Origin of the sequence: Methylobacterium organophilum, assembly GCF_022533465.1 — a bacterium.
Classification (GTDB): Bacteria; Pseudomonadota; Alphaproteobacteria; order Rhizobiales; family Beijerinckiaceae; genus Methylobacterium; species Methylobacterium organophilum.
On record NZ_CP092848.1, the window covers coordinates 2,962,225 to 2,983,978 of the forward strand.

The following is a 21,754-nucleotide window of genomic DNA, read 5'->3' on the forward strand; positions in this document are numbered from 1 at the left end:
GAAGCCCTGCCCATGGAGACCGGGCAGGCGCTGCCGGCCGCGGGCTCGTCCTTCTACACCGCCATGCGCCTCCTGCCGAAGGCGCGGCGCGAGGCGATGTACGCGGTCTATGCCTTCTGCCGCGCCGTGGACGACGTCGCCGACGAGGGCGGCCCCCGGGACGTGCGCGCCGCCGAGCTCGACCGCTGGCGCGCCGATATCGATGCGCTCTATGCCGGCAAGCCGCCCGCCCGGGTGCGCGCCCTGGTCGATCCGATCCGGCAATACGGGCTGAAGCGCGAGGATTTCCAGGCGGTCATCGACGGCATGGCGATGGATGCGGAGGAGGACATCGTCGCCCCCTCCGAGGCCAAGCTCGACCTCTATTGCGACCGGGTGGCGAGCGCGGTCGGACGCCTGTCCGTGCGCATCTTCGGCATGCCGGAGGCGGACGGGGTCACGCTCGCCTGGCACCAGGGCCGGGCGCTCCAGCTCACCAACATCCTGCGCGACATCGACGAGGATGCCGAGCGCGGCCGGCTCTACCTGCCCCTCGAGAAGTTCCACGCCGTCGGGCTGAAGGATCCGACGCCGCGCAGCGCGCTCGCCCATCCGCGCCTCGCCGAGGTCTGCAACGCCGTCGCGGCCGAGGCGCAGGAGCATTACCGCCAGACCTGGGCGATCATCGCCCGCAACCCGCGCTCGACCACCAAGGCCGCCCGGCTGATGGCCGCGGCCTACCGCCTCTATCTCGATGCCGTGCTGCGCCGCGGCTGGGCCGCGCCCCGTGCGCGGGTGAAGCCGAGCAAGGCCGCGCTGATCGCGGTCGCGCTCCGCCACGGGATCTTCTGATGTCGGGAACCGTCCACGTCGTCGGCGCCGGGCTGGCCGGCCTCTCGGCGGCCGCCTCCCTCGCGGAAATGGGCCGCCATGTCGTGCTGCACGAGGCGGCCAAGCAGGCGGGGGGGCGCTGCCGCTCCTATTACGACCCCTCCCTCGGCCTCACCATCGACAACGGCAACCACCTGCTGCTCTCGGGCAATACCGCGGCCCTCGACTTCCTGACGCGGATCGGCGCGCCGCAGGGGGTGCTCGACGGGCCGGACGAGGCCGCCTTCGACTTCGCGGATCTGCGCACCGGCGAGCGCTGGCAGCTGCGCCCCAATGCCGGCCGCCTGCCCTGGTGGGTGCTCGACGCCTCGCGCCGGGTGCCGGGCAGCCGCGCCTCCGACTACCTCGCCCCCTTGAGCCTGATGATGGCCGCCTCCGGCAAGGCGCCGGGCCGGGCCGGCACGATCGGCGAGAAGATGGCCTGCGAGGGCCTGCTCTACGAGCGGCTCTGGCATCCGGTGCTGCTCGCCGCCCTCAACACCGACCCGCGCGAGAGCGATGTCGGGCTCGCCGCGACCATCCTGAAGGAGACCCTGGGGGCGGGCGGCCGGGCCTGCCGGCCCCTCGTCGCGGTCCAGGGGCTCTCGGCCGCCTTCGTCGATCCGGCGCTCAGCTATCTCGCGGCCCGGGGCGGCGAGATCCGCTACGGGCGGCGCCTGCGCGCCCTCGGGATCTCCGGGGGCCGCATCGCCGGCCTCGACTTCGCGGACGGCCCGACCGAGATCGGGCCGCGGGACGGCGTCGTGCTGGCCTTGCCGCCCTGGGTCGCCGCCGATCTGCTGCCCGGCCTGCCGGCGCCGCAGGAATTTCGCTCCATCGTTAACGCGCATTTCGCAGGGGCTCCGCCGGCCGGCGCGCCGCTGCTGCTCGGCGTGGTCGGCGGCCTGACGGAGTGGCTCTTCGCCTATCCGGACCGGTTCTCCGTGACGATCAGCGGGGCCGACCACCTGCTCGACACGCCCCGCGAGGAGCTGGCCCGCCGGATCTGGGACGAGATCGCGGACCTTCACGGACTTGCACGCGAATTGCCTAGCTGGCAGATCGTCAAGGAGAAGCGGGCAACCTTCGCGGCCACGCCCGCCGAGGCGGCCCGGCGCGCCGGCGCGACGACCGCCTACACGAACCTGGTCCTGGCAGGCGACTGGACCGCGACGGGTCTGCCCTCGACGATCGAGGGCGCGATCCGCTCGGGCACCATGGCCGCGGACGCACTGACCCGTTCCGGGATGTGCGGGCGGACACAGGCGTCAAGCGCCGCGTGAAACAAAACGGCCGCGAAAGACGGTCGCAGAGGCGAGAACGATGCGAGAGGCAGCAGGCAAGGTCGAGACGCTCAAGCGTCCCCGGACCCGTGACGTGGCCATCGAGGAGGTCGAGCGCGCGATCCAGAGCGCGACCCGCGCCCTGACGGATCTCGCCCAGTCCGACGGCCATATCTGCTTCGAGCTGGAGGCGGATGCGACCATCCCCTCCGAATACGTGCTGTTCCATCATTTCCGGGGCACCGAGCCGCGGCCGGGCCTCGAGGCCAAGATCGGCAATTACCTGCGCCGCACCCAGTCGCCCCAGCATAGCGGCTGGGCGCTGGTGCATGACGGGCCGTTCGACATGAGCTGCACCGTCAAGGCGTATTTCGCCCTGAAGATGATCGGCGACGACATCGAGGCGCCGCATATGCGCCGCGCCCGCGAGGCGATCCTGACCCGCGGCGGCGCAAGCAACGCCAACGTCTTCACCCGCTTCCTGCTCGCGCTCTACGGCGAGGTGCCCTGGGCGGCGGTGCCGGTGATGCCGGTGGAGGTGATGCACCTGCCGAAGTGGTTCCCCTTCCACCTCGACAAGGTCTCCTACTGGGCCCGCTGCACCATGGTGCCGCTCTTCGTGCTGCAGGCGAAGAAGCCGCGGGCGAAGAATCCGCGCGGCATCGGGGTGGGCGAGCTGTTCGTGACCCCGCCCGATTCGGTCATGTCCTGGCCCGGCTCCCCGCACGCGACCTGGCCGTGGACGCCGATCTTCGGCGCCGTCGACCGGGCGCTGCGCGTCACCGAGCCCTATTTCCCGAAGACGCCGCGCAAGCGCGCCATCGACAAGGCCGTGGCCTGGGTGAGCGAGCGACTGAACGGCGAGGACGGGCTCGGCGCGATCTTCCCAGCCATGGTCAATTCCGTGCTCATGTACGAGGTGCTGGGCTATCCCTCGAACCATCCGCAGGTGAAGATCGCCTGCGAGGCGATCGAGAAGCTCGTGGCCGAGAAGGAGCACGAAGCCTATGTGCAGCCCTGCCTGTCCCCCGTCTGGGACACGGCGCTGAGCGCCCACGCCCTGCTCGAGGCGGGCGGCGAGGGTGCCGAGGGTGCGGCGCGCTCCGGCCTCGACTGGCTGAAGCCGCTCCAGGTCACCGACATCAAGGGCGACTGGGCCGCGACCAAGCCGGACGTGCGCCCCGGCGGCTGGGCCTTCCAGTACGCCAACCCGCATTACCCGGATCTCGACGACACCGCCGTGGTGGTGATGGCCATGGACCGCGCCCAGCGCCAGCACGGGCTGGTGAGCGGCATGCCGGATTACAGCCAGTCCATCGCCCGGGCGCGCGAGTGGGTCGAGGGCCTGCAGAGCGCCGATGGCGGCTGGGCGGCCTTCGACGCCGACAACAACCACCATTACCTCAACCACATCCCGTTCTCGGATCACGGCGCCCTGCTCGACCCGCCGACCGCGGACGTGACCGCCCGCGTCGTCTCGATGCTCGCCCAGCTCGGCGAGACCCGCGCGACGAGCCGCGCCCTCGACCGGGGCGTGACCTATCTCCTCAACGACCAGGAGAAGGACGGCAGCTGGTACGGCCGCTGGGGCATGAACTTCATCTACGGCACCTGGTCGGTGCTGTGTGCCCTGAACGCGGCCGGCGTCGATCCGCAATCGCCGGAGATCCGCAAGGCCGTGGCCTGGCTGATCGCGATCCAGAACCCGGATGGCGGCTGGGGCGAGGATGCCTCTTCCTACAAGATCAACCCGGCCTTCGAGCCCGGCTATTCCACCGCCTCGCAGACGGCCTGGGCGCTCCTCGCCCTGATGGCGGCGGGCGAGGTGGACGATCCGGCCGTCGCCCGCGGCGTCAACTTCCTGACCCGTACGCAGGGCGCGGACGGCTTCTGGAACGAGGAGCGCTACACCGCCACCGGCTTCCCGCGGGTGTTCTACCTGCGCTACCACGGCTACCCGAAGTTCTTCCCGCTCTGGGCCATGGCCCGCTTCCGCAACCTGAAGCGCAGCAACACCGGCAAGGTCGCCTACGGGATGTGATCGCGTCGCGGCGGCGGACGATCTGACGAACGGCGCGGGGGCTCTCCGCGCCGTTTTGCTTTCGTCCCCGACCCTGCCGTTCGACCGTCCCCCCGGCACGAGGTCCCCCGACCATGATTCCCTGGGAACATCTCGACACCGCCTCGATCCCCGGCGAAGGCGACACGCTGCGGCTGATGCGGCGGGGCAAGGAATTCTCGATCCAGCTCGGCCAGAACGAGCTGATGAACAGCCGCCTCAGCGGGTCCGAGGAAGCGCTGGCCCGGCTCGCGGCCGAGCGGATCGGCCGCGCCCGGTCGCCACGGATGCTGATCGGCGGCTACGGCATGGGCTTCACCCTGCGCGCCGCGCTGGGCTGCCTGCCGGCAACGGCCGAGATCGTCGTGGCGGAACTGGTGCCGGCGGTGCTCGCCTGGGCACGGGGCCCGATGGCGGAGCTGTCAGGGGCCAGCCTCGACGATCCGCGCGTGCGCCTGCGCGAGACCGACGTGGTCGCCGCGATCCGCGAGAGGCCGGCGGCCTGGGACGCGATCCTGCTCGACGTGGACAACGGCCCGGACGGGCTGACGCGGCCGGAGAACGACCGGCTCTACGACGCGGCGGGCCTGCACGCGGCGCGGGGGGCGCTGAGGCCGGGCGGCGTGCTCGCGGTCTGGTCGGCCCATCCCGACGACGCCTTCACGCGGCGCCTGCGGCAGGCGGGCTTCTCCGTTCAGGAGGAGACGGTGCGCGCCCATGCCGGACGCCGGGGCGCCCGGCACCGGATCTGGCTGGCTTCGCGCTAGAGCGCTTTCCGCCGAAGGGGACACCGGTTCGGCGCAGAACGCGTCACGACAAGGGCTTGGAGCCGCCCCCGATGGTAACGCGATCGGGGGGCGGCTTGAGGGGGGCTCAGGCCCCCCGGCGCGCCATCAGTTGCTCGATCAGCGAGGCGCCGGTCTGGAGGGCGGCGAGCTCTTCCGCGACCGCGTTCACCGTGTCCTTGATCTGCTCCGGCGTATGCTCGGAGGTGATGAAGAAGCGCAGGCGCGAGGCGCGCTCGGGCACGGCCGGGTGGATGATCGGCTGCACGTTGATGCCGCGGGCGAACAGACGGTCGGACAGCGTCACGGCCTTCAGCGAATCGCCGACGATCACCGGAATCACCGCGAGCCCGAGGCTGGTGCCGACATCGAGGCCGAGCTTCTTCGCGCTGGCGAGGAACAGGGCGCCGTTGCGGCGCAGGCGTTCCACGCGCTCCGGCTCGGCATGGAGCAGGTTCAGCGCGGTCTCCGCGGCGGCGGCCAGGGGCGGGGACAGGCCGACGCTGTAGAGGAAGCCGCCCGCGGTGCATTTCAGATACTCGACCAGGGCGCTCGGCCCGGCGATGTAGCCGCCGCAGGTGGAGAGCGTCTTCGAAAGCGTGCCCATCCAGATGTCGACCGCCGAGGGGTCGACGCCGCAATGCTCATGCAGGCCGGCGCCGGTCCGGCCCAGCACGCCGAGCCCGTGGGCATCGTCGACCATCAGCCAGCAATCGTAGCGCTCCTTCAGCGCGACGAAGGCCGCGAGGTCCGGCGCATCGCCGTCCATGCTGTAGAGGCCCTCGATCACGATCAGCGCCCGGCGATGCTCGTGGCGCGTGGCCGCGAGCAGCTTCTCGAGCGATTCCGCATCGTTATGGGCGAAGGAGCGACGCTTGGCGCCGGAGAGCTGCGCGCCGGTGACCACGCTGTTGTGGATCAGCGCGTCGTGGAAGATCACGTCCGGCTCTTCCAGGATGGCGCCGATGGCGGTGACGTTGGTGGCGTGGCCGCTGACCATGACCACGCAGGCTTCGGTGCCGTAATGGCGCGCCAGGGCGTTTTCCAGGGAGAGATGCCCGGGGCGCTCCCCGGCCACCACCCGGCTCGCCGAAGCCGAGGTGCCGAACTGCTCGATGGCGCGCTTGGCCGCCGCGTTCACCTCGGGATGCCCGTTGAGGCCGAGATAATCGTAGGACGAGAAGTTGGTGAGCGCCTTGCCACCGATCCGCGTGGTCGCGCCGGCCTTGGCCTCGTGCACCCGGAAGAACGGGTTGTCGAGGCCGATCAGGTCGGCGGCGGAGCGCTGGAGCTTCAGCTCGCGGTAGCCCGTGAGCTTGGCGAAATCCTGCGCGGTCTCCTTCGCCGGGGCCTTGGCTTCGTTGCGCGGTGCCGACGGCTTGGCGGCGTGCCGCCCGAGCCGGTTGGTGACGAAGCTGGCGAGCGCCGCGCGCCCCCCATCCGATCCCGAGGCCTGACTCATAGGATTTCTTTGATGTCCTGGCTGTTCTGCTCGACGAGGTTCTGGAAGGGCGCCAGCGTCGCGGCATCGACATCGGCGCCGACATGCTTCTGGGCGAGGGTGAGCACGGCGCCCGCGGCCTCGTCAACCGGCGCCGAGACGGACTGGATCAGGGTCTCGGACAGCTCGTTGACGGTGAGGCCGGAGGAGATGCCGGCGGGCGGCGCCTCCAGGGCGAAGCGCTCCTGCAGGCTCGCCCCGAGCTCGACGCCCATGAGGGAATCGAGGCCGATCTCCGAGAGCGGCCGGGTGCGGCCGATATCGTCCTTGGGCAGGCGCAGGATGCGGGCGATGTCCTCGACGATGGCATCGGCCACCACCTTGCGCACCGCGTCGATGTCCTGGCTCTTGAGCAGCGCGCCGATATTGATCGCCGCGACACCGCCGGCCTCCGCCTGGTTCTCGGAGCCGAGGCCCGCATAGCTCGGCGAGCGCATGGTGGCGAGGCGCTCGCGCGCCTTGCCCCAATGCATGGCGGCGATCGCGATCACCGCGTCGTCGCTCTCCGCGCCCTGCGTCTCCAGGGCCTGGGCCATCAGGTCGAGGCAGTGGCGCGCATCCATCGGCGTCACGCCGACGCGGCCCGCCAGGCTCTCCATCACCGCGCGGTTGCGGGCGAGCACGCCGACATCGCCGATCGCGCCCCAGGCGACCGCCAGGGCCGGCAGGCCGAGGCGGCGGCGCTGGCGGGCGAGGCCCTCCATGAAGCCGTTGGCGGCGACATAGGCGCCCTGACCCGGATTGCCGATGAAGGTCGTGGCCGAGGAGAACAGCACGAAGTAGTCGATCTGCCGGCCGCGGGTGACCGCGTCGAGATGCTGGGCGCCGATCACCTTCGGCCGGATCACCGCCTCCAGCGCCTCGGCCTCCAGATTGGCGATCAGGCCATCGTTGAGCACCATGGCGCCGTGGATCACGCCGGCGAGGCGCTTGCCCCGCCGCTCGATCGCGTCGACGAGATCGTCCACCGCCTGCCGGCTGGTGATGTCGCAGGCCTTGGTCTCGACGGTGACGCCGCGGGCCTTCAGCTCGGCGATGACCGCCGCGCCCTCCGCGTTGGGTTTGCCGGTGCGGCCGACGAGCAGCAGGTGCTTCGCCCCCCGGTCGGCGAGCCAGCGCGCCGCCTCGATGCCGAAGCCGCCGAGGCCGCCGGTGACGAGGTGGACGTTGCGGTCGGACACCGCGAAGGGCTGGCGGGCGAGCTTGGCCACGCTGCCGGCCTTGGGCGGCGCGATCACGATCTTCCCGACATGCCCCGATTGCTGCATCAGCCGGAAGGCGTCGGAGGTCTCGTCCGCCGTGAAGGGCTGGTAGGGCAGGGGCTTCAGGCCGCCCTCGGCGAAGAGCGCCATCACCTCGCGGAACATCCGCGCCCCGTCCTCGCCCTGGTGCTGGAGCACCTGATCGAGGTCCACGCCGAAATAGGAGAGGTTCCGGCGGAAGGGACGCAGGCCGATATGGGTGTTGGCGACATAGTCGCGCTTGCCCAGCTCCACGAAGCGGCCGAAGGGCGCCATCACGTTGAGGGTGCGCTCCATCATCTCGCCGAAGAGCGAGTTGAGCACCACGTCGACGCCCTTGCCGGTGATGCGGCGGACATCGTCGACGAAGGCCAGGGAGCGGGAATCGAGCACGTGCTCGGCCCCGAGCGCCTGGACCAGGGCGCGCTTCTCGCGGGAGCCCGCCGTGGCGATGACGCGGGCGCCCTTGAGCTTGGCGATCTGCAGCGCGGCGAGGCCGACGCCGCCGGCACCGCCATGCACCAGCACCCACTCGCCGCGGCGCAGCCGAGCGCAGGTGACGAGGCCGTAATAGGCGGTGAGGAAGGCCACCGGCACGGTCGCCGCCGCGGCGGGGGCGAGGCCCGCCGGCATCGGCGCCACCACGGCCTCCGGCACCACGATATGCGTGGCGAAGCCCGACTGGGCGAAGGCGACCACGGGGTCGCCGACGGCGAACTCGGTCACGTCCGCCCCGACGGAGACGACGCGGCCGGCGACTTCCAGGCCGAGGCGGGGGCCGGCGAAGCCGTCCTCCAGGATCTCCTCGGGCAGCATGTTCAGCGCCCAGAGCACGTCGCGGAAGTTGAGGCCGGTGGCCTCCACCGCGATCTCGACCTCGCCGGCCTTGGGGGCGGCGCGCTCGGCCGGGCCCCAGATCATCTCGTTGAGGCCGCCGGTGGTGCCGCGCTCCAGGCGGGCGGCGACGGCCGGCTCGAAGGTGCCTTCCCGGCGCCGGGCCGGGCGGCCGGCGGCGAAGCGGACGACGCGGGTCGCGTCCTCGTCCAGCACGATCTCGGTCTCCGGCGTGCCGGAGAGGACGAGGTCGCGCAGGCGCTCGGCGGCGGCCTTCGGATCCATGGCGGGCGACAGGTCGACCCGGCGCAGGTCGAGGCTCGCGGTCTCGTTGGCGAGCGCCCGGCTGAAGGCCCAGAGGCCGGTCTCGACGGAGCCGACCTGGCCGCCCCGGTCGCGGGTCGCGCCGGGCGCGATCACCCAGAGGCGGGTCGGGCGGCTGCCGAGATGCTCGGCGCAGCGCTTCAGGCTGAGGCAGCGGTCGCGCAGGCGGGCGGCGGCCTCGCCGCCCGGGGTGAAAGCGCCAGCCAGGAAGACCACCGTGTCCGGCGTCTCCCGCTCCAGCTCCTTCAGGGATTGCTCGGAATCGAGGATGATCGAGACATGCACGCCGCTCGCGATGAGCAGGGTGGCGAGCGAGGAGGCGGTCTCCGCGCCGACCTCGTCGTCCGAGCCGATCACGAAGGCGAAGCTCTGGCCATGGGCGGCGGCCGGGCGGACCGGGGCCTCGGCCAGCAGCAGCAGGTCGTCGCCGTTGACGGAGACGGCGCGGTCGGCGGTGACGCGCACCAGGCCGGAGGCGCTGAGGCGGCGCTGCCACCCGATCGTATCGTCGAGCCGGCTGACCGGCATGTCGGGCAGGGCCGAATCGAACCAGTCGGCGTCGAGGCCGAAGACGAGGTCGCGGAACAGGGAGACGCCCGGCTCCACCGCCACCAGCAGGCCGCCGGTGGCGAGGCACGCGGAGAGGGCGGCCGGCAGGTCGCGCGCGCCGCGATGGAGGGTGTCGCTGGCCAGGATCAGGTCGAAGCCGGCCGGCGGCAGGTCGGCGGCGGCCTCGATCACGGTGACGCCGTGGGGCAAGGCGAGGCGCGCCCGCTCCGCCCGGCGGCGGTCGGTCTCGAACAGGCTCAGGCGGCCCTGGACCTCCTCCGCGAAGCGGGTCGCCTGGGCGGCGAGCGGCCCGAAGCCGACCTGGAGGACGCGCAGCGCCCGGTCCTGGGGCAGCTTCGCCCGGACGCCTTCGACGATGCGGGCGACGGTCTCGGCCGAGGCGCGGGCGGTGGCGCCGCGCAGATGGAAGGCGTCGATCGCCGCCTGATTGAGGCTGACCGCCTCCTCCAGGCCCTCGGCGACGAGGCGGCCGGCGAGGGCCGTGACGTCGGCCATCAGCACCAGCTCGGCGGAGAGCTCGGGATGGTCGGCGGCGACCCAGCGCATGATCTCTTCCGGATCGGGCAGGGTGACGTCGCTGCGCAGGCGCCAGTGCGCGCCGTCGAGATCGGCCAGCCCGCTGCTCTCCAGGGCATGCAGGGCGTTGACGAGCCAGGGGCGCAGGGCGGCGGGCAGCCGCGCGTCCTCGAACGACACGGCGCCGTCCGCCCCGACGAGGCCGGAAGCGACGCGGTAGGCCAGGGCCGTGGCCCAGCCTTCGAGCAGGAGATGGCCGGGGCCGAGATTGGCCTCGTCGTCGCCCTTGGCGGCCTCGGCCGCCGGCCGGACGATCTCGGCGATGGCCGGGCCCAGCAGGATCGGGAGCGCGGTCGGCTCGGAGGCGAGCTCGGTGCGCTGCGCCACGGCATAGGCCGCGAGCTCGTCGCCGCCGCGGGCGCGCAGGGCCTGGAAGCGGCCCTCGCGGATCGTGGCGACCACCGCGCCCTCGGCATCGACCAGGGTGAAGTCGGCCAGGATGCTGCGCTCGTTGCAGCGGCGCGTCTCGATCAGCGCGCGACGGATCACGGCGCCCGGCCGGATCAGGCGGATCTCGCCGAAGCGCACGGGCACATAGGCCTTCACCGCGTTCTCGCCGAGAAGCTCGGAGAAGAGCAGGATCAGGCCGTGGAAGCAGGCGTCCAGACGGCCCGGCACGAGGCCGTAGCGCGCATCGGCCTCCGCCGGCACCAGCTCGGAGACGATGGTCGCCTCGTCGAGGCGGGCGGAGGCCGCCACCTGCCGGAAGGACGGGCCAAAGCCGAGGCCGGAGGCCAGCGCCCGGCGATAGAGATCGGCCCCCGCCACCGCCTGCTCGTCCGGCAGGTCGATCACGCGGGGCGCGGGGGCGCGGAACTGGCCCTCGACGATCTTGGCCTGGGCATGGAGCTGCCAGGCGGCCTGGGTCAGGCGGGGCCGGCTCAGGATCTGGATCTGGTTGCCGCCGCCCGAGAGCCGCACGGCGACCTCGCGCAGGGAATCCTCGGCGAGGATCATCGGCGAGTGGATCTCGAAATCGGCGAGGGTCACCGTCTCGGAGCGCAGCGCCTCGCGGGCGACGTGCAGGGCCATCTCCACGAAGCCGGCGCCCGGTACGAGCACCTGCCCGTCGATGACGTGGTCGCCGAGCTCGGGCACGGTCGCGGCATCGAGATGGCCATGCCATTCGAGCCCGTCCGCCACGGCGCGGACGCCCGCGAGCGGGTGGTGGCTGCGGGTGTTGACCCAGCCCGCGCCCTCCGCCGTCTCCGCGAGGCGGAAGCTGCGGCGCTGCCAGGGATAGAGCGGCAGAGGCACGATCCCGGCGGGGTTGGTGCCGAACACGGCGGCCTCGTCGACCGCGGCACCCGCCACGATCGCGGCGGCGACGGCGCGGGCGATGGGATCGCCCTCGGCCGGCTTGCGGTGGAGCACGCCGACGGAGGCGACCTCGATGCCGAGCGGCTCGACCGCGTCGCCGATATGGGGCAGCAGCGTCGCCCGCGGGCCGACCTCGACGAAGACGCGCACGCCCCGGCGGGTCGCCTCCTGCAGGGCCTCGCAGAAGCGGACCGGCTCGCGGATATTGCGCCACCAGTAGCCGGCGCCGAACTTCGTGCCGGCGAGCACGTCGCCGGTGACGGTGGAGACCATCGCCGTGTGGCCGGCGGAGGGCTTCAGCCCGTCGAGATCGCGCAGCAGCGGCTTCTCGGTCGGGTCCATCAGCCGGCCGTGGAAGGGGTATTCCAGGTCGAGCTTCTTGCCGCGGCAGCGCTTGCGGGCCAGCGCCTTCATCGCGGCCTCGATCGAGTCCACCGGGCCGGCGACGGTGATCGCCTTGGGGCTGTTATAGGCGGCGATGTCCAGGTCCGGATAATCGGCGAGGAAGGCTTCCATCTCCTCGACCGGGCCGAGCAGCACGGCCATGCTGCCGTGGCCGCGCGTCGTCTCCTGGTGCTTGCTGCGGTAGAAGATGACCCGCACCGCCTGTTCCAGGCTGAGGATGCCGGCGGCTTCCGCCGCGGCGATCTCGCCGACGCTGTGGCCGAGCACCGCCGCCGGCTTGAGGCCGCGGGCGCGCAGGGCCGCGTTGGAGGCGGCGGAGATCGCGAAGATCAGCGGCTGCGAGACGCGGGTGAGGGAGAGCTGCGCGTCGAGATCCTCGGCGAACAGCGCGTCCTTGAGCGACCAGCCGGAATGGCCGGCGAAGAGCGTGTCGATCCGGTCGAAGGTCTCGCGGAAGGTCGGGTTCTCCGCATAGGCCTCGCGGCCCATGCCGGCCCACTGGCTGCCATTGCCGGAGAAGACGAAGGCGACCTCGGCGGCGCGGTCCACGGCGGTGCCGATGACGGCCTTCTCGGTCTCCTCGCCCTCGCCGACGGCGCGCAGGGTCTCGACCAGGGGCCCGTCCAGCGGGACGGCGAGGCGCACGGCCTGGCGCTCCCGGCGATGGGCGGCGGCGGCGGCGATGCGGGCGGTCTCGGCGGCATCGGCGTGCGCGAGCCGGTCGGCATAGTCCTGCGCCAGCTCGGAGAGGGCCGCCCGGCTCTGGGCCGAGAGGAGCAGCATCTCCGGCGCGCGGAAATCGGCGCCCGCCGCGGCCACGGGGGCCGGGTCGGTCAGCACGACGTGGGCGTTGGTGCCGCCGAAGCCGAAGGAATTCACGCCGGCGAAGCGCTCCTTGCCCCGCTTCAGCGGCAGGGGGGCGCGGTTCACCGCGAGATTCAGCGTGTCGAAGGGGATTTCGGGATTGAGCTCGGCCGCGTGCAGGGAGGCCGGCAGCAGGTCGTTCTCCAGGGCGAGATGCGCCTTGAGCAGGCCGGCCAGACCCGAGACCGGCTCGGTATGGCCGATATTGGTCTTGATCGAGCCGATCGGCAGCGGGGCCTTGCGGCCCTTGCCGAGCTTGCTGCCGATGGCATTGGCCTCGATCGGGTCGCCGACCGCGGTGCCGGTGCCGTGGGCCTCCACGAAGGCGATCGCGTCCGGCGCGATGCCGGCGTCGCGGTAGACCTGCTCTAGCAGGGCCGCCTGCGCCTCGCCCGAGGGCAGGGAGATGCCGGTGGTGCGCCCGTCCGAATTCACGCCGCTCGTCGCGATGACGCCGCGCACCAGGCTGCCGGCCCGCGCCGCCGCCTTGGCCGATTGCAGCACCAGCACCACGCCGCCCTCGGCGCGGACATAGCCGTCCGCATTCGCCGAGAAGGCCTGGCACAGGCCCGTGCGCGAGAGCATCTGCGCGTTGGAGAAGGAGATGAAGCTGAACGGGCTCGCCAGCAGGTTCACGCCCGCGACGATGGCGGTGTCGACCTGGCCGTTCTCGATCGCGGTGATCGCGGCGTTGAGCGCGACGAGCGAGGAGGAGCAGGCGGTGTCGAGGGTGAAGCTCGGCCCCTTGAGGTCGTAGATGTAGGAGAGGCGGTTCGAGACGATGGAGAGCGTGTTGCCCGTGGCGCCGTAGGCATCCGCGCTCGACGGATCGAGGATGCGCAGGTTGCCGTAATCCAGGGCCGAGGCGCCGACGAACACGCCGATATGGCTGCCCGCCACCGCCGAGGGACGCAGGCCCGCATCCTCCAGGGCCTCCCAGGTCAGCTCCAGCAGCAGGCGCTGCTGCGGATCCATCTGCTCGGCCTCGCGGGGCGAGATGCCGAACACGCCGGGATCGAAGGCCCAGATGTCGTCGAGGACGCCGGCGGCAAAGGTGTAGCTCTTGCCGCGCTCCTGCGCCCGCGGATGCAGGAAGCGCTCCCGCGTCCAGCGGTCGGCGGGGATCTCGGAGACCGCGCAACGCCCCTCGGTGAGCAATTGCCAGAGGGCCTCGACGCTGGGGGCACCGGGGAGCCGGCAAGCCCGGCCGATGATGGCGATATCCTGGCGCTGAGTCACGTCGATCCGCATACGCTCGTGGAAGAACGGGCGGCTCTCGCCGTCCGGCATGCACCCGTTTCGACCTTAGGCCGCACCCGCGAAGGCTGTCCAACGCTGCAGCGCAGAAACGGACTTGATCCTAAAGATTGGGTGATAGTGTGGCACGCGCCCATCAATCGAAACGGATGGGCTTGCACCACCATGAGTTGATAAAAACAGCAGACGCTTGCCGGCGACAGTCGAAAAACGCGCTCAAAAGCAGTCCATCGCGGCTATCGGGCACCGTATCCGGAAACAAACTGCCTGACCTCAAGCATCCGTGCGGCGGCAGAACGCCTGCGAACGTGACCAAAGGATGACGCAGGCCGCCGCGGATCCGGCGGCGGGGCCGAATCCGGATCGGTGCGGATAGAGGGCCACAGCCGGTCCCGGGACCGCCGGGGAGACCGGGAGGGCCTCAGCCCTGTCCGGCCGTCCCGCTTCCGACGCCGACGCCGGTATAGTGGAAGCCATGCCGCTCGGCATCGGCGGAGGCGTAGACGTTGCGCAGATCGACGAGCACCGGCGCCTTCATCGAGGCGCGCAGGCGGCCGAGATCGAGGGCGCGGAAGGCGTCCCACTCCGTGACGATCACCAGGGCATCCGCCCCCTCGGCGCAGGTATAGGCGTCCTCGGCATAGGTCACGCCTTCGAGCAGCGGCCGCGCCTGCTCGATGCCCTCGGGATCGTAGGCGACCACCGCCGCGCCCGCATCGCGCAGCCCCGCGATGATCGACAGGGAGGGCGCGTCGCGCATGTCGTCGGTGTTGGGCTTGAAGGTCAGGCCGAGGATCGCGACCGTCTTGCCGCGGACCGAGCCGCCGCAGGCGGCGATCACCTTGCGGGCCATGGCGCGCTTGCGCTGGTCGTTGACCGCCACCACCGTCTCCACCAGACGGATCGGCGCCCCGTAATCCTGCGCGGTCTTCACCAGCGCCAGGGTGTCCTTGGGGAAGCAGGAGCCGCCATAGCCCGGCCCGGCATGGAGGAAGGTGCGGCCGATCCGGTTGTCGAGGCCGATGCCGCGGGCCACCTCCTGGACGTTCGCGCCGACCTGCTCGCAGAGATCCGCGATCTCGTTGATGAAGGTGATCTTGGTGGCCAGGAAGGCGTTGGCCGCGTACTTGGTCAGCTCCGCCGTGCGCCGCCCGGTGAACAGGATCGGCGAGTGGTTGAGGTAGAGCGGGCGGTAGATCTCGTTCATCACCGCCTTGGCGCGCTCGTCCTCCGTCCCGATGACGATCCGGTCCGGCCGCTTGAAGTCGCCGATCGCGGCGCCCTCGCGCAGGAATTCCGGATTGGAGACCACGGCGAACGCGGCCTCCGGCCGCGCCTCGCGGATGATGCGCTCGACCTCGTCGCCCGTGCCCACCGGGACCGTCGACTTCGTCACCACCACGGTGAAGCCGTTCAGGGAAGCCGCGATCTCCTTGGCGGCGGCATAGACGTAGGAGAGATCCGCGAAGCCGTCCCCGCGCCGGGAGGGCGTGCCCACGGCGATGAAGACGGCATCCGCCCCCGCCACCGCCTCGGCCAGCTGCGTCCCGAAGGACAGCCGGTTCTGCCTCACGTTCTCCGCGACCAGGGCCTCGAGACCCGGCTCGTAGATCGGCATCCGGCCCGCCTTCAGGCCCTCGATCTTGGCCGGATCCTTGTCGATGCAGACGACGTCGTGGCCGAAATCCGCGAAGCAGGCTCCGGACACCAGGCCCACATATCCCGACCCGACCATCGCTATGCGCATGTCACGCCTTTCCCATGCCGCAACAACCTACGGTTCGACCATGTTGCGGCGCACGGTCTTAGACACCTTTGCCGCCTGCGGCAAACCGGACGCCCGCCCTCTCACGCGCCCCAGCCCTTGGCGACGGAGCGCAGGACGAGGTCGCTGAGCACGCTGTCGAAATCCACCATGTCGGTGGCGACCTTGATCGTCTTCAGAAGGTCCGCAAGCGCCAGGATCGCCGGGCGCAGGCGGGGCGGATCGGGCGGCTCGGCCGTGATCCCGTTCTGGTCGAACAGGGTCGAGAGGAAGGCTCTGTGGTAGTTGAAATGGCCGACGACGCCGACCCGGGCGAGCACCTCGACGGCGATGATCGAGGAGCCGGGCGTCACCCGCTCGTCGAAGCCGCGGGTGCCGAGCTGGCGGGTCAGCGGGTTGTAGAGGAAGTGGTAGACCTCCTCCGGCATGAACCGGAACAGGCGCTTCAGGCTCTTGGCGTCGGTGAAGTCGAACTCCGCCGCGTAGCGCGCGCCGTCCACGAAATTGCCCAGGCGCCAGCTCTGCACCGGATCGGCGGCGAGCCCGGAGCGGTCGCGCAGCCAGGTCAGACGCTGGGCCATCTCCACATAGGGGTCGTGGACGAGCATGGCCGACAGCGTCTCGGACTGGACGAAATGCGGCTCGTAACGGGGAAAGTTGATCGCCCCCGACATCAGGCAGGAGGTCATCTCCGCCGTGTCGAAGATCACCCGCAGGATCTCGTCGGAGAATTTCCCGATGCCGAAATAGCATTGCCGGAAATGCGGGAAGAGGGCCGCCTCGATTGGCAATTCCGGGTTCACGCTCGTGTTCACGAGCACCACGCGGTTCCGGGACAGGCCTTCGAGGGGCGCCCGGCGATAGACCAGCATGTTGGTGTCGGCGTCGCGGATCTCGAGCCGGTCGAGGGCGCCGAGCCCGGGCACGTGCTCCTCGGAGACCTGGAACACGCATTGGCCCGTGGAGTGCCAGCCCAGGGCGACGATGTTGGCATCGAAGCCCGTCGCGGCGATCTCGGCGACGCGGCGGCCATGGACCGAGACGTGGACCCGGCTCACCGCCGCCGGGTTGTCGGGCACCACCCATCCCACGATCCGGTCGCCGGAATCCGATTGGAGGAAGAAGCGCATGCCTCGCTAAGGGTGTCCCGCTCCGGCCGCCTTCGGCCGCGTCCGGAGGCCATAGCGCAATTTCTCCCGCATTGCAGGCACGCAGAGTTTTCCGCGCGTTGCGCATGAGCTCGCTTGCATCGTCTGTCGGCTCTGGTTATAGCCCCCTCACCGCCGGGGCCGACAGGCCTCAGCCGGGCGCGTAGCTCAGCGGGAGAGCACTACCTTGACATGGTAGGGGTCACAGGTTCGATCCCTGTCGCGCCCACCATCTCCGACGTATGTCGCGGGAGATGGTATTCCCAGGTTTACCGGACCTGACATTTTCAAAGCATACGTTCATGGCGGCCAGCGGTTTCTCCCGCCATGTGCCGCGTGTGCCGGTGCCGCGTCCGATGGGACGTGCTAGGCTGCCGGCAGAGATGCACGCCTCGGGAGGCACCATGAGGACGGTTCTGCTGGTCGGCGCGCTGCTGCTCGTACCCGGCGCCGCGTCGGCGGCCTGCCAATGCGTCTGCGCGGCCGGGAAGTCACGGGCCGCCTGCTCGTTGCCGACGGATGTCGAGCCGATCTGCATGCAGATCTGTCCCGAGAAGATCGGATCGGACAGCGTGGCCGCCAGCCCGATCAGCAGCGGCCTTGGCGGAGGGCTGGGCGGCAGCCTCGCGTCGGGCGCGGCGGCGGCGCAGGCCTCCGGCCTCGCGAGGGCGATGTCCCAGGGCCTGCCCGGCGGATTGTCCGGCGCGGGCGACCCGCGCCTCCTCGAGCGCTGAGACGCGCGCCCGCCGGGACAGCCTCAGGCGGCGGTCTTGAACTGCGCGCCGATCGTCTCGTCCGTCCGCCAGGCGACGGCGCAGACGCGCACCTCGCCGAGGCAGGGCGAGACCAGGACGAAGGTGTCGGGCACGGGCCCGGTATCCGGCAGGGTCAGACGCACGCCACCCTCGGAGATGTCGTAGAGCATACAGGGTATCGACGTATGCTCGTCGATCGCGATCAGACCGTTCTCCGTCACACGATGACGGGGGGTCGCGCGCCGCTCATCCATACCGGGTGTCTCGCCTTCTCGTTCGCCGTCCAGTGTGAGCATGGGCGTCTTAAGGCTTCGACGGTCGGGTCGTTCGAATTGTAGCGATCGGGCACCCTTTCCGATTGAGTGGCCTGGAACGCTTCGTGTCTTCCTTGCAAAGTGCCGCCGAGTCCGTCCGGCGGGAAGCGCAGCATCCCGACGTCGCGCGATCGGCTCGGCGACCGGATCGGGATTTCGGCGAGGGCTCGATGAGGCGACGTCCATCATTCCCGGATGGCGCCGGCCTCACTCGAAGGCGACCCCGAGCGCCCGCGCGCCCCGCCAGGCCACCCGCGCCGGCAGGCTCTCGCCGGTCGACTCGATCTGCAGGCGGAAGCGGTCCGGGATGCCGAACTGGTTGCCGACGAGCAGCATCGCGCCGCCTTCCGAACGGTCGTTGACGCGGCAGGGGATTCCCAGGCCGGTGGGCGCGACGATCAGGGCGTGATTGTCCGCCCAGATGCGCGGCTCCTTTCTCCGATCACTCATGGTGGATCTACAGATCGCCTCCGAACAGGCTTCGATTTTTGATTCTCAAATGTTGATCAAAGATTAAAGCATTCGGATACAGGCAGAATTTGACAATTCGCTCGTCGCAGAACAATCACGGAGGCGTGACAGAGCTTTTCACGGACCGTCCGTCGCGCGGAAGTATTGCAAGAGGTTAAAGAGCGCGACCGTGAAGCATCCGATGGCTTCTTCCCGCGCCAACTCGCGCAGAAATAAATCGATTCCAATAATTCAATTTTGAGTTGCGCCAGTGGCGCAGGACGAGCCCGGCAAGACGGCCTTCTCGTCACGGCTCGGCCTCAAGGACGTGCGGCGGAGATCATTCAGGGGTTGCCGCATTGGGAGAGGCGGCTTTCGAAAAATGCATGCAACCGATCGGCGTCGACGGACTTGTCCCCGCTCATTCCAGAAACGCGCCGGAACGAGCCGGCAAACGACGATGCTGCACGCGCATTCCCTTCTCCCGCCCATGGCCGGTCCCCGCTCCAATCCCGTCCTGTTCGGGATCGCGGACGGCCTGGCCAAGCTCTTCCCGGTCGACGCCCTCGACCGGCCGCACCGGCAAGGAGCACCGCGGGACGGGGCGGGCGAACGCGCGGACCGGGATGCCGGGCACTCGGGACGGGTGGCGAAGGGCGCCACGGGCTGACCGTCTTCGCGCCCCGTTCTGGCCACGTTCCTGACGGCAGGTTCGCGCCGTCGAAACGGGCGGGGGATCCTCCAAGATGTCGTTCCTGCACGACCTGCCGGTCGCGGACCTGATCGCGCATTACGGCTATTTCGCCATCTTCGGGATCATCGCCCTGGAGAGCGCTGGCGTGCCGCTGCCGGGGGAGACGATCCTGCTCACCTCCGCCGTCTATGCCGGCAGCACGGGCAATCTGAACATCGTGCTCGTGGTGAGCGCGGCCGCTGCCGCGGCCATCCTCGGCGACAATCTCGGCTACTGGGTCGGGCGGCGCTGGGGCATGCCGCTGCTTCTGCGCCATGGCCACCTCATCGCCCTCGACCATGGCCGTCTGAAGCTCGGGCAGTACCTGTTCCGGGAGCATGGCGGGAAGATCGTGTTCTTCGGCCGCTTCACCGCGATGCTGCGCGCCTATGCGGCGGTGCTCGCCGGGGTGAACAAGCTCGATGCCCGCCGCTTCATGCTGTTCAACGGCCTCGGCGGCGTGGCCTGGGCCTCCATCATGGGCTTCGGCGCCTATTTCTGCGGGCGCTCCATCGAGCACATCGTCGGCCCGGTCGGCCTCGCCCTGCTCGCCTTCGTGATCTTCGGCGGCCTCGCCCTCTGGCTGTTCATGCGCCGCCACGAGGAGCGCCTGCTCCTCAAGGCCGAGGCGGCCATCCCCGGCCCGCTGAGCTGAGTTCGGCTGAAAAGATCTCGATCGGAACCGGAAAAGGCCGCCTCTCGGGGCGGCCTTTTCGTTTGCGCCCCGGCGTTCAGGGCTTGGACGGGCTGTCGCCGGAGGCCGGGGGCTTGCCGGGCTCGGCGCTCGCCTGCTTCTCGGGATGCTTGACCTGGCTGTAGGCGATGTTGGCGAAGGAGCCGATCGTCGCCGACCAGCCGAGCGGGGCCGTGTCGCCCGCACCGCGATTGGCCGTGCAGAAGGCGCTCGTCAGGCCGTTGACCAGGGCGTCGTCGGCCGCGCCGGTTCCGGCGGATTTCAGCTTCGGCACGAGGGCGGACAGGGTCGGCACGAAGTCGTTCGGCTTCAGATCCTTGAGGGCGTCGGGCAGGCCGGCCTCGCCGAGCGCCGCCTTGAGCTTCTCGTTCTCCACCGTCGAGCAGGCGGCGTTGCCCGCCATCATGGTCTGCGTGCGCCCGCGCAGATCCGCGACGATGCCGGTCTCCGAGACCGGGGGCGCCTTGTTGCCCCAGGAATTGCGGATGTAGTCGGTCACGTCCTTGATCTGCTGATCGCTCATCTCCTGGCCGATCGCCGGCATCGGCGCGTAGCCGCTCTGCGCCGACAGGCCGCCGAGGACGACCCGCAGCACCGTCTCCGGTCCGGCCGACTGCACCGAGGTATTGCCGGCGAGCGCGGGGATCGCACCCTCGACGCCCTTGCCGTCCGGGCGGTGGCAGGAGGAGCAATAGGTCAGGTAGGTCTCCGCGCCCGGGGCGCCGGGGCCGTTGAAGGCCTGCAGGTCCTTCTCCTTGTAGGTCTGCTTGGCCGGCACCGTGCGCAGATAGGCGACCATCGCCTTCAGGTCGGCATCGCTCAGCTTCGACAGGGATTCCTCGATGGTCTGGCGCATCGGCCCGGCGGCGACGCCGGGGCGGTTGCCCGGCGCCGTGCCGGTCTTGAGATAGGCCACCACCTCCGCGTCGCTCCAGGCGCCGATGCCCTGGTGCCCGTCGGGCGTGATGTTGGGGGCGTACCAGCCGTCGATCACGCCGCCGCCGAGCCGGCCGGCGATGCTCGTGTTGCCGACGAGCTTGCGCTCGTTGTGGCACATGCCGCAATGGCCGAGGCCCTCCACGAGATAGCCGCCGCGGTTCACCTCGGCGCTGGCGTTCGGGTCCGGCGTGAAGCGCTCCGCGGAGAAGAAGGCGGTGCGCCAGGTGATCAGCGCCGTGCGCACGTTGAACGGGAACGGGATGTCGCTCGCCTCCCGCTTCTCCTTCACCGGGGGCAGCGACTTCAGGTAGGCGAAGATCGCCCGCGTGTCCTCGTCCGAGACCTTCGTGTACCAGCCGAAGGGGAAGGCGGGGTAGAGATACTCGCCCTCGTCGCCGATGCCGTGGCGGAAGGCCTTCTCGAAGGTCTCGTAGGTCCACTTGCCGAGGCCGGTCTCGTCGTCCGGCGTCAGGTTCGGCGTCTTGATCAGGCCGATCGGGGTGTTGAGCCCGTAATTGCCGGCAAAGGGTTGGCCGCCGGGCTTGGTGTGGCAGGCGGTGCAGTCGCCCACCGTCGCGAGGTACTTGCCGCGTTCGATCAGATCCTTGTCCGCGTCCTGCGCCGAGGCGGATTGCGCGACGGCAAGAAGACTCGCCAATCCCGATGCGAGGCCGAGGGCTTTTCTGCGGTCCATGGGCCTTCTCCGGGTTCGAAGCGGATCGAGAAGAACAGTAATTCTAAATCGAGCGCCCGGGCGGGAACGCGGTGTTTTCAACCGATGTTCCAGGTGAGCAGTATTGCGGCCTGCGGCGAACCGTCTCCCGCGCGAAGCGCAGGGCCAAGTCGGCGAGATGGGCCAGCAGCGAGAGGACGAGCCAGGGCGCGATGCCCGTCCAGGCCGATCCGAGCAGGGCGGCGCGCAGGGCGAGCATCAGCCCCACCCCGGCGAGCAGGCTCGGCAGCAGGGCGGGCAGGGAGGGCCCCCGGCCGAGGACCCGGCGCAGCCAGACGAGGCCGAGCGTCTCGGCGACCACGAGAACGAGGATCAGGTCGACGATGCGGCCGGAGGCGAACAGGCCCTCCATGGC

The 21,754-nt window shown here is 70.5% G+C and carries 15 protein-coding genes and 1 tRNA gene; 8 read left to right on the forward strand and 8 right to left on the reverse strand.

The window, feature by feature from the left end; translation table 11 throughout:
• The first annotated feature begins 12 nt into the window (after nt 1-12).
• From hpnD to MMB17_RS13755, 4 genes are all read left to right on the forward strand, one after another.
• Nucleotides 13-831, forward strand: a complete 819-nt coding sequence (gene hpnD, locus MMB17_RS13740; protein ID WP_241102194.1) for a presqualene diphosphate synthase HpnD — start codon at nt 13-15, stop codon at nt 829-831.
• The gene (gene hpnE / locus MMB17_RS13745; protein ID WP_241099142.1) at nt 831-2,132 is read left to right on the forward strand and encodes a hydroxysqualene dehydroxylase HpnE; all 1,302 of its coding nucleotides are present in this window, start codon (nt 831-833) and stop codon (nt 2,130-2,132) included. Before hpnD ends, hpnE begins: the two co-directional genes overlap by 1 nt.
• 40 nt (nt 2,133-2,172) lie before the next feature.
• Nucleotides 2,173-4,173, forward strand: a complete 2,001-nt coding sequence (gene shc, locus MMB17_RS13750) for a squalene--hopene cyclase (RefSeq protein WP_241099144.1) — start codon at nt 2,173-2,175, stop codon at nt 4,171-4,173.
• 113 nt (nt 4,174-4,286) lie between these two features.
• The gene (locus tag MMB17_RS13755) at nt 4,287-4,958 is read left to right on the forward strand and encodes a spermidine synthase (RefSeq protein ID WP_238312531.1); all 672 of its coding nucleotides are present in this window, start codon (nt 4,287-4,289) and stop codon (nt 4,956-4,958) included.
• Nucleotides 4,959-5,064: 106 nt separating this feature from the next.
• On the opposite strand, the gene MMB17_RS13760 is transcribed toward MMB17_RS13755, so the two are convergent.
• From MMB17_RS13760 to MMB17_RS13775, 4 genes are all read right to left on the reverse strand, one after another.
• Entirely contained in the window at nt 5,065-6,438 is a 1,374-nt protein-coding gene (locus tag MMB17_RS13760) for an aminotransferase class I/II-fold pyridoxal phosphate-dependent enzyme (RefSeq protein ID WP_241099146.1), read from the reverse strand.
• The gene (locus tag MMB17_RS13765; RefSeq protein ID WP_241102195.1) at nt 6,435-13,850 is read right to left on the reverse strand and encodes a type I polyketide synthase; all 7,416 of its coding nucleotides are present in this window, start codon (nt 13,848-13,850) and stop codon (nt 6,435-6,437) included. Before MMB17_RS13765 ends, MMB17_RS13760 begins: the two co-directional genes overlap by 4 nt.
• Before the next feature lie 439 nt (nt 13,851-14,289).
• Nucleotides 14,290-15,615 (reverse strand): UDP-glucose dehydrogenase family protein, encoded by a 1,326-nt coding sequence (locus tag MMB17_RS13770; RefSeq protein ID WP_241099148.1) that lies wholly within the window; start codon nt 15,613-15,615, stop codon nt 14,290-14,292.
• A gap of 101 nt (nt 15,616-15,716) precedes the next feature.
• Nucleotides 15,717-16,763, reverse strand: a complete 1,047-nt coding sequence (locus tag MMB17_RS13775) for a hypothetical protein (RefSeq protein WP_241099150.1) — start codon at nt 16,761-16,763, stop codon at nt 15,717-15,719.
• Between the two features lie 175 nt (nt 16,764-16,938).
• Here MMB17_RS13775 and MMB17_RS13780 point away from each other — a divergent pair.
• Both MMB17_RS13780 and MMB17_RS13785 read left to right on the forward strand, forming a co-directional pair.
• Nucleotides 16,939-17,013, forward strand: a tRNA-Val gene (locus MMB17_RS13780).
• Nucleotides 17,014-17,185: 172 nt separating this feature from the next.
• The gene (locus tag MMB17_RS13785) at nt 17,186-17,515 is read left to right on the forward strand and encodes a hypothetical protein (RefSeq protein WP_238312517.1); all 330 of its coding nucleotides are present in this window, start codon (nt 17,186-17,188) and stop codon (nt 17,513-17,515) included.
• 23 nt (nt 17,516-17,538) lie between these two features.
• On the opposite strand, the gene MMB17_RS13790 is transcribed toward MMB17_RS13785, so the two are convergent.
• Together MMB17_RS13790 and MMB17_RS13795 are read right to left on the reverse strand one after the other, a co-directional pair.
• Nucleotides 17,539-17,790 (reverse strand): PilZ domain-containing protein, encoded by a 252-nt coding sequence (locus MMB17_RS13790; RefSeq protein ID WP_338041790.1) that lies wholly within the window; start codon nt 17,788-17,790, stop codon nt 17,539-17,541.
• Between the two features lie 267 nt (nt 17,791-18,057).
• Nucleotides 18,058-18,300, reverse strand: coding sequence for a PilZ domain-containing protein (locus MMB17_RS13795; RefSeq protein WP_241099151.1), 243 nt, complete (start codon nt 18,298-18,300; stop codon nt 18,058-18,060).
• Nucleotides 18,301-18,760: 460 nt separating this feature from the next.
• On the opposite strand from MMB17_RS13795, the gene MMB17_RS13800 reads away from it, so the two are divergent.
• On the forward strand, nt 18,761-18,970 hold the full coding sequence (locus MMB17_RS13800; RefSeq protein ID WP_241099153.1) for a hypothetical protein: 210 nt from the start codon (nt 18,761-18,763) through the stop codon (nt 18,968-18,970).
• A gap of 76 nt (nt 18,971-19,046) precedes the next feature.
• Nucleotides 19,047-19,688: a DedA family protein gene (locus MMB17_RS13805; protein ID WP_241099154.1), complete on the forward strand. Its 642-nt coding sequence runs from the start codon at nt 19,047-19,049 to the stop codon at nt 19,686-19,688.
• Between the two features lie 76 nt (nt 19,689-19,764).
• Here MMB17_RS13805 and MMB17_RS13810 read toward each other — a convergent pair whose 3' ends face one another.
• The gene (locus MMB17_RS13810; RefSeq protein ID WP_241099156.1) at nt 19,765-21,360 is read right to left on the reverse strand and encodes a cytochrome c; all 1,596 of its coding nucleotides are present in this window, start codon (nt 21,358-21,360) and stop codon (nt 19,765-19,767) included.
• 43 nt (nt 21,361-21,403) lie between these two features.
• A complete protein-coding gene (locus MMB17_RS13815) occupies nt 21,404-21,751 on the reverse strand; it encodes a hypothetical protein (protein ID WP_241099158.1) in 348 nt (115 codons plus the stop codon).
• Nucleotides 21,752-21,754: the final 3 nt, after the last annotated feature.

Coding starts and splice junctions, on each gene's coding strand:
- MMB17_RS13800 (WP_241099153.1), top strand. CDS start 18,761: ATGCTGCACGCGCATTCCCTTCTCCCGCCCATGGCCGGTCCCCGCTCC.
- MMB17_RS13805 (WP_241099154.1), top strand. CDS start 19,047: ATGTCGTTCCTGCACGACCTGCCGGTCGCGGACCTGATCGCGCATTAC.
- shc (WP_241099144.1), top strand. CDS start 2,173: ATGCGAGAGGCAGCAGGCAAGGTCGAGACGCTCAAGCGTCCCCGGACC.
- MMB17_RS13760 (WP_241099146.1), bottom strand. CDS start 6,438: ATGAGTCAGGCCTCGGGATCGGATGGGGGGCGCGCGGCGCTCGCCAGC.
- MMB17_RS13755 (WP_238312531.1), top strand. CDS start 4,287: ATGATTCCCTGGGAACATCTCGACACCGCCTCGATCCCCGGCGAAGGC.
- MMB17_RS13770 (WP_241099148.1), bottom strand. CDS start 15,615: ATGCGCATAGCGATGGTCGGGTCGGGATATGTGGGCCTGGTGTCCGGA.
- hpnE (WP_241099142.1), top strand. CDS start 831: ATGTCGGGAACCGTCCACGTCGTCGGCGCCGGGCTGGCCGGCCTCTCG.
- MMB17_RS13785 (WP_238312517.1), top strand. CDS start 17,186: ATGAGGACGGTTCTGCTGGTCGGCGCGCTGCTGCTCGTACCCGGCGCC.
- MMB17_RS13790 (WP_338041790.1), bottom strand. CDS start 17,790: ATGGATGAGCGGCGCGCGACCCCCCGTCATCGTGTGACGGAGAACGGT.
- MMB17_RS13810 (WP_241099156.1), bottom strand. CDS start 21,360: ATGGACCGCAGAAAAGCCCTCGGCCTCGCATCGGGATTGGCGAGTCTT.
- MMB17_RS13775 (WP_241099150.1), bottom strand. CDS start 16,763: ATGCGCTTCTTCCTCCAATCGGATTCCGGCGACCGGATCGTGGGATGG.
- hpnD (WP_241102194.1), top strand. CDS start 13: ATGGAGACCGGGCAGGCGCTGCCGGCCGCGGGCTCGTCCTTCTACACC.
- MMB17_RS13815 (WP_241099158.1), bottom strand. CDS start 21,751: ATGGAGGGCCTGTTCGCCTCCGGCCGCATCGTCGACCTGATCCTCGTT.
- MMB17_RS13795 (WP_241099151.1), bottom strand. CDS start 18,300: ATGAGTGATCGGAGAAAGGAGCCGCGCATCTGGGCGGACAATCACGCC.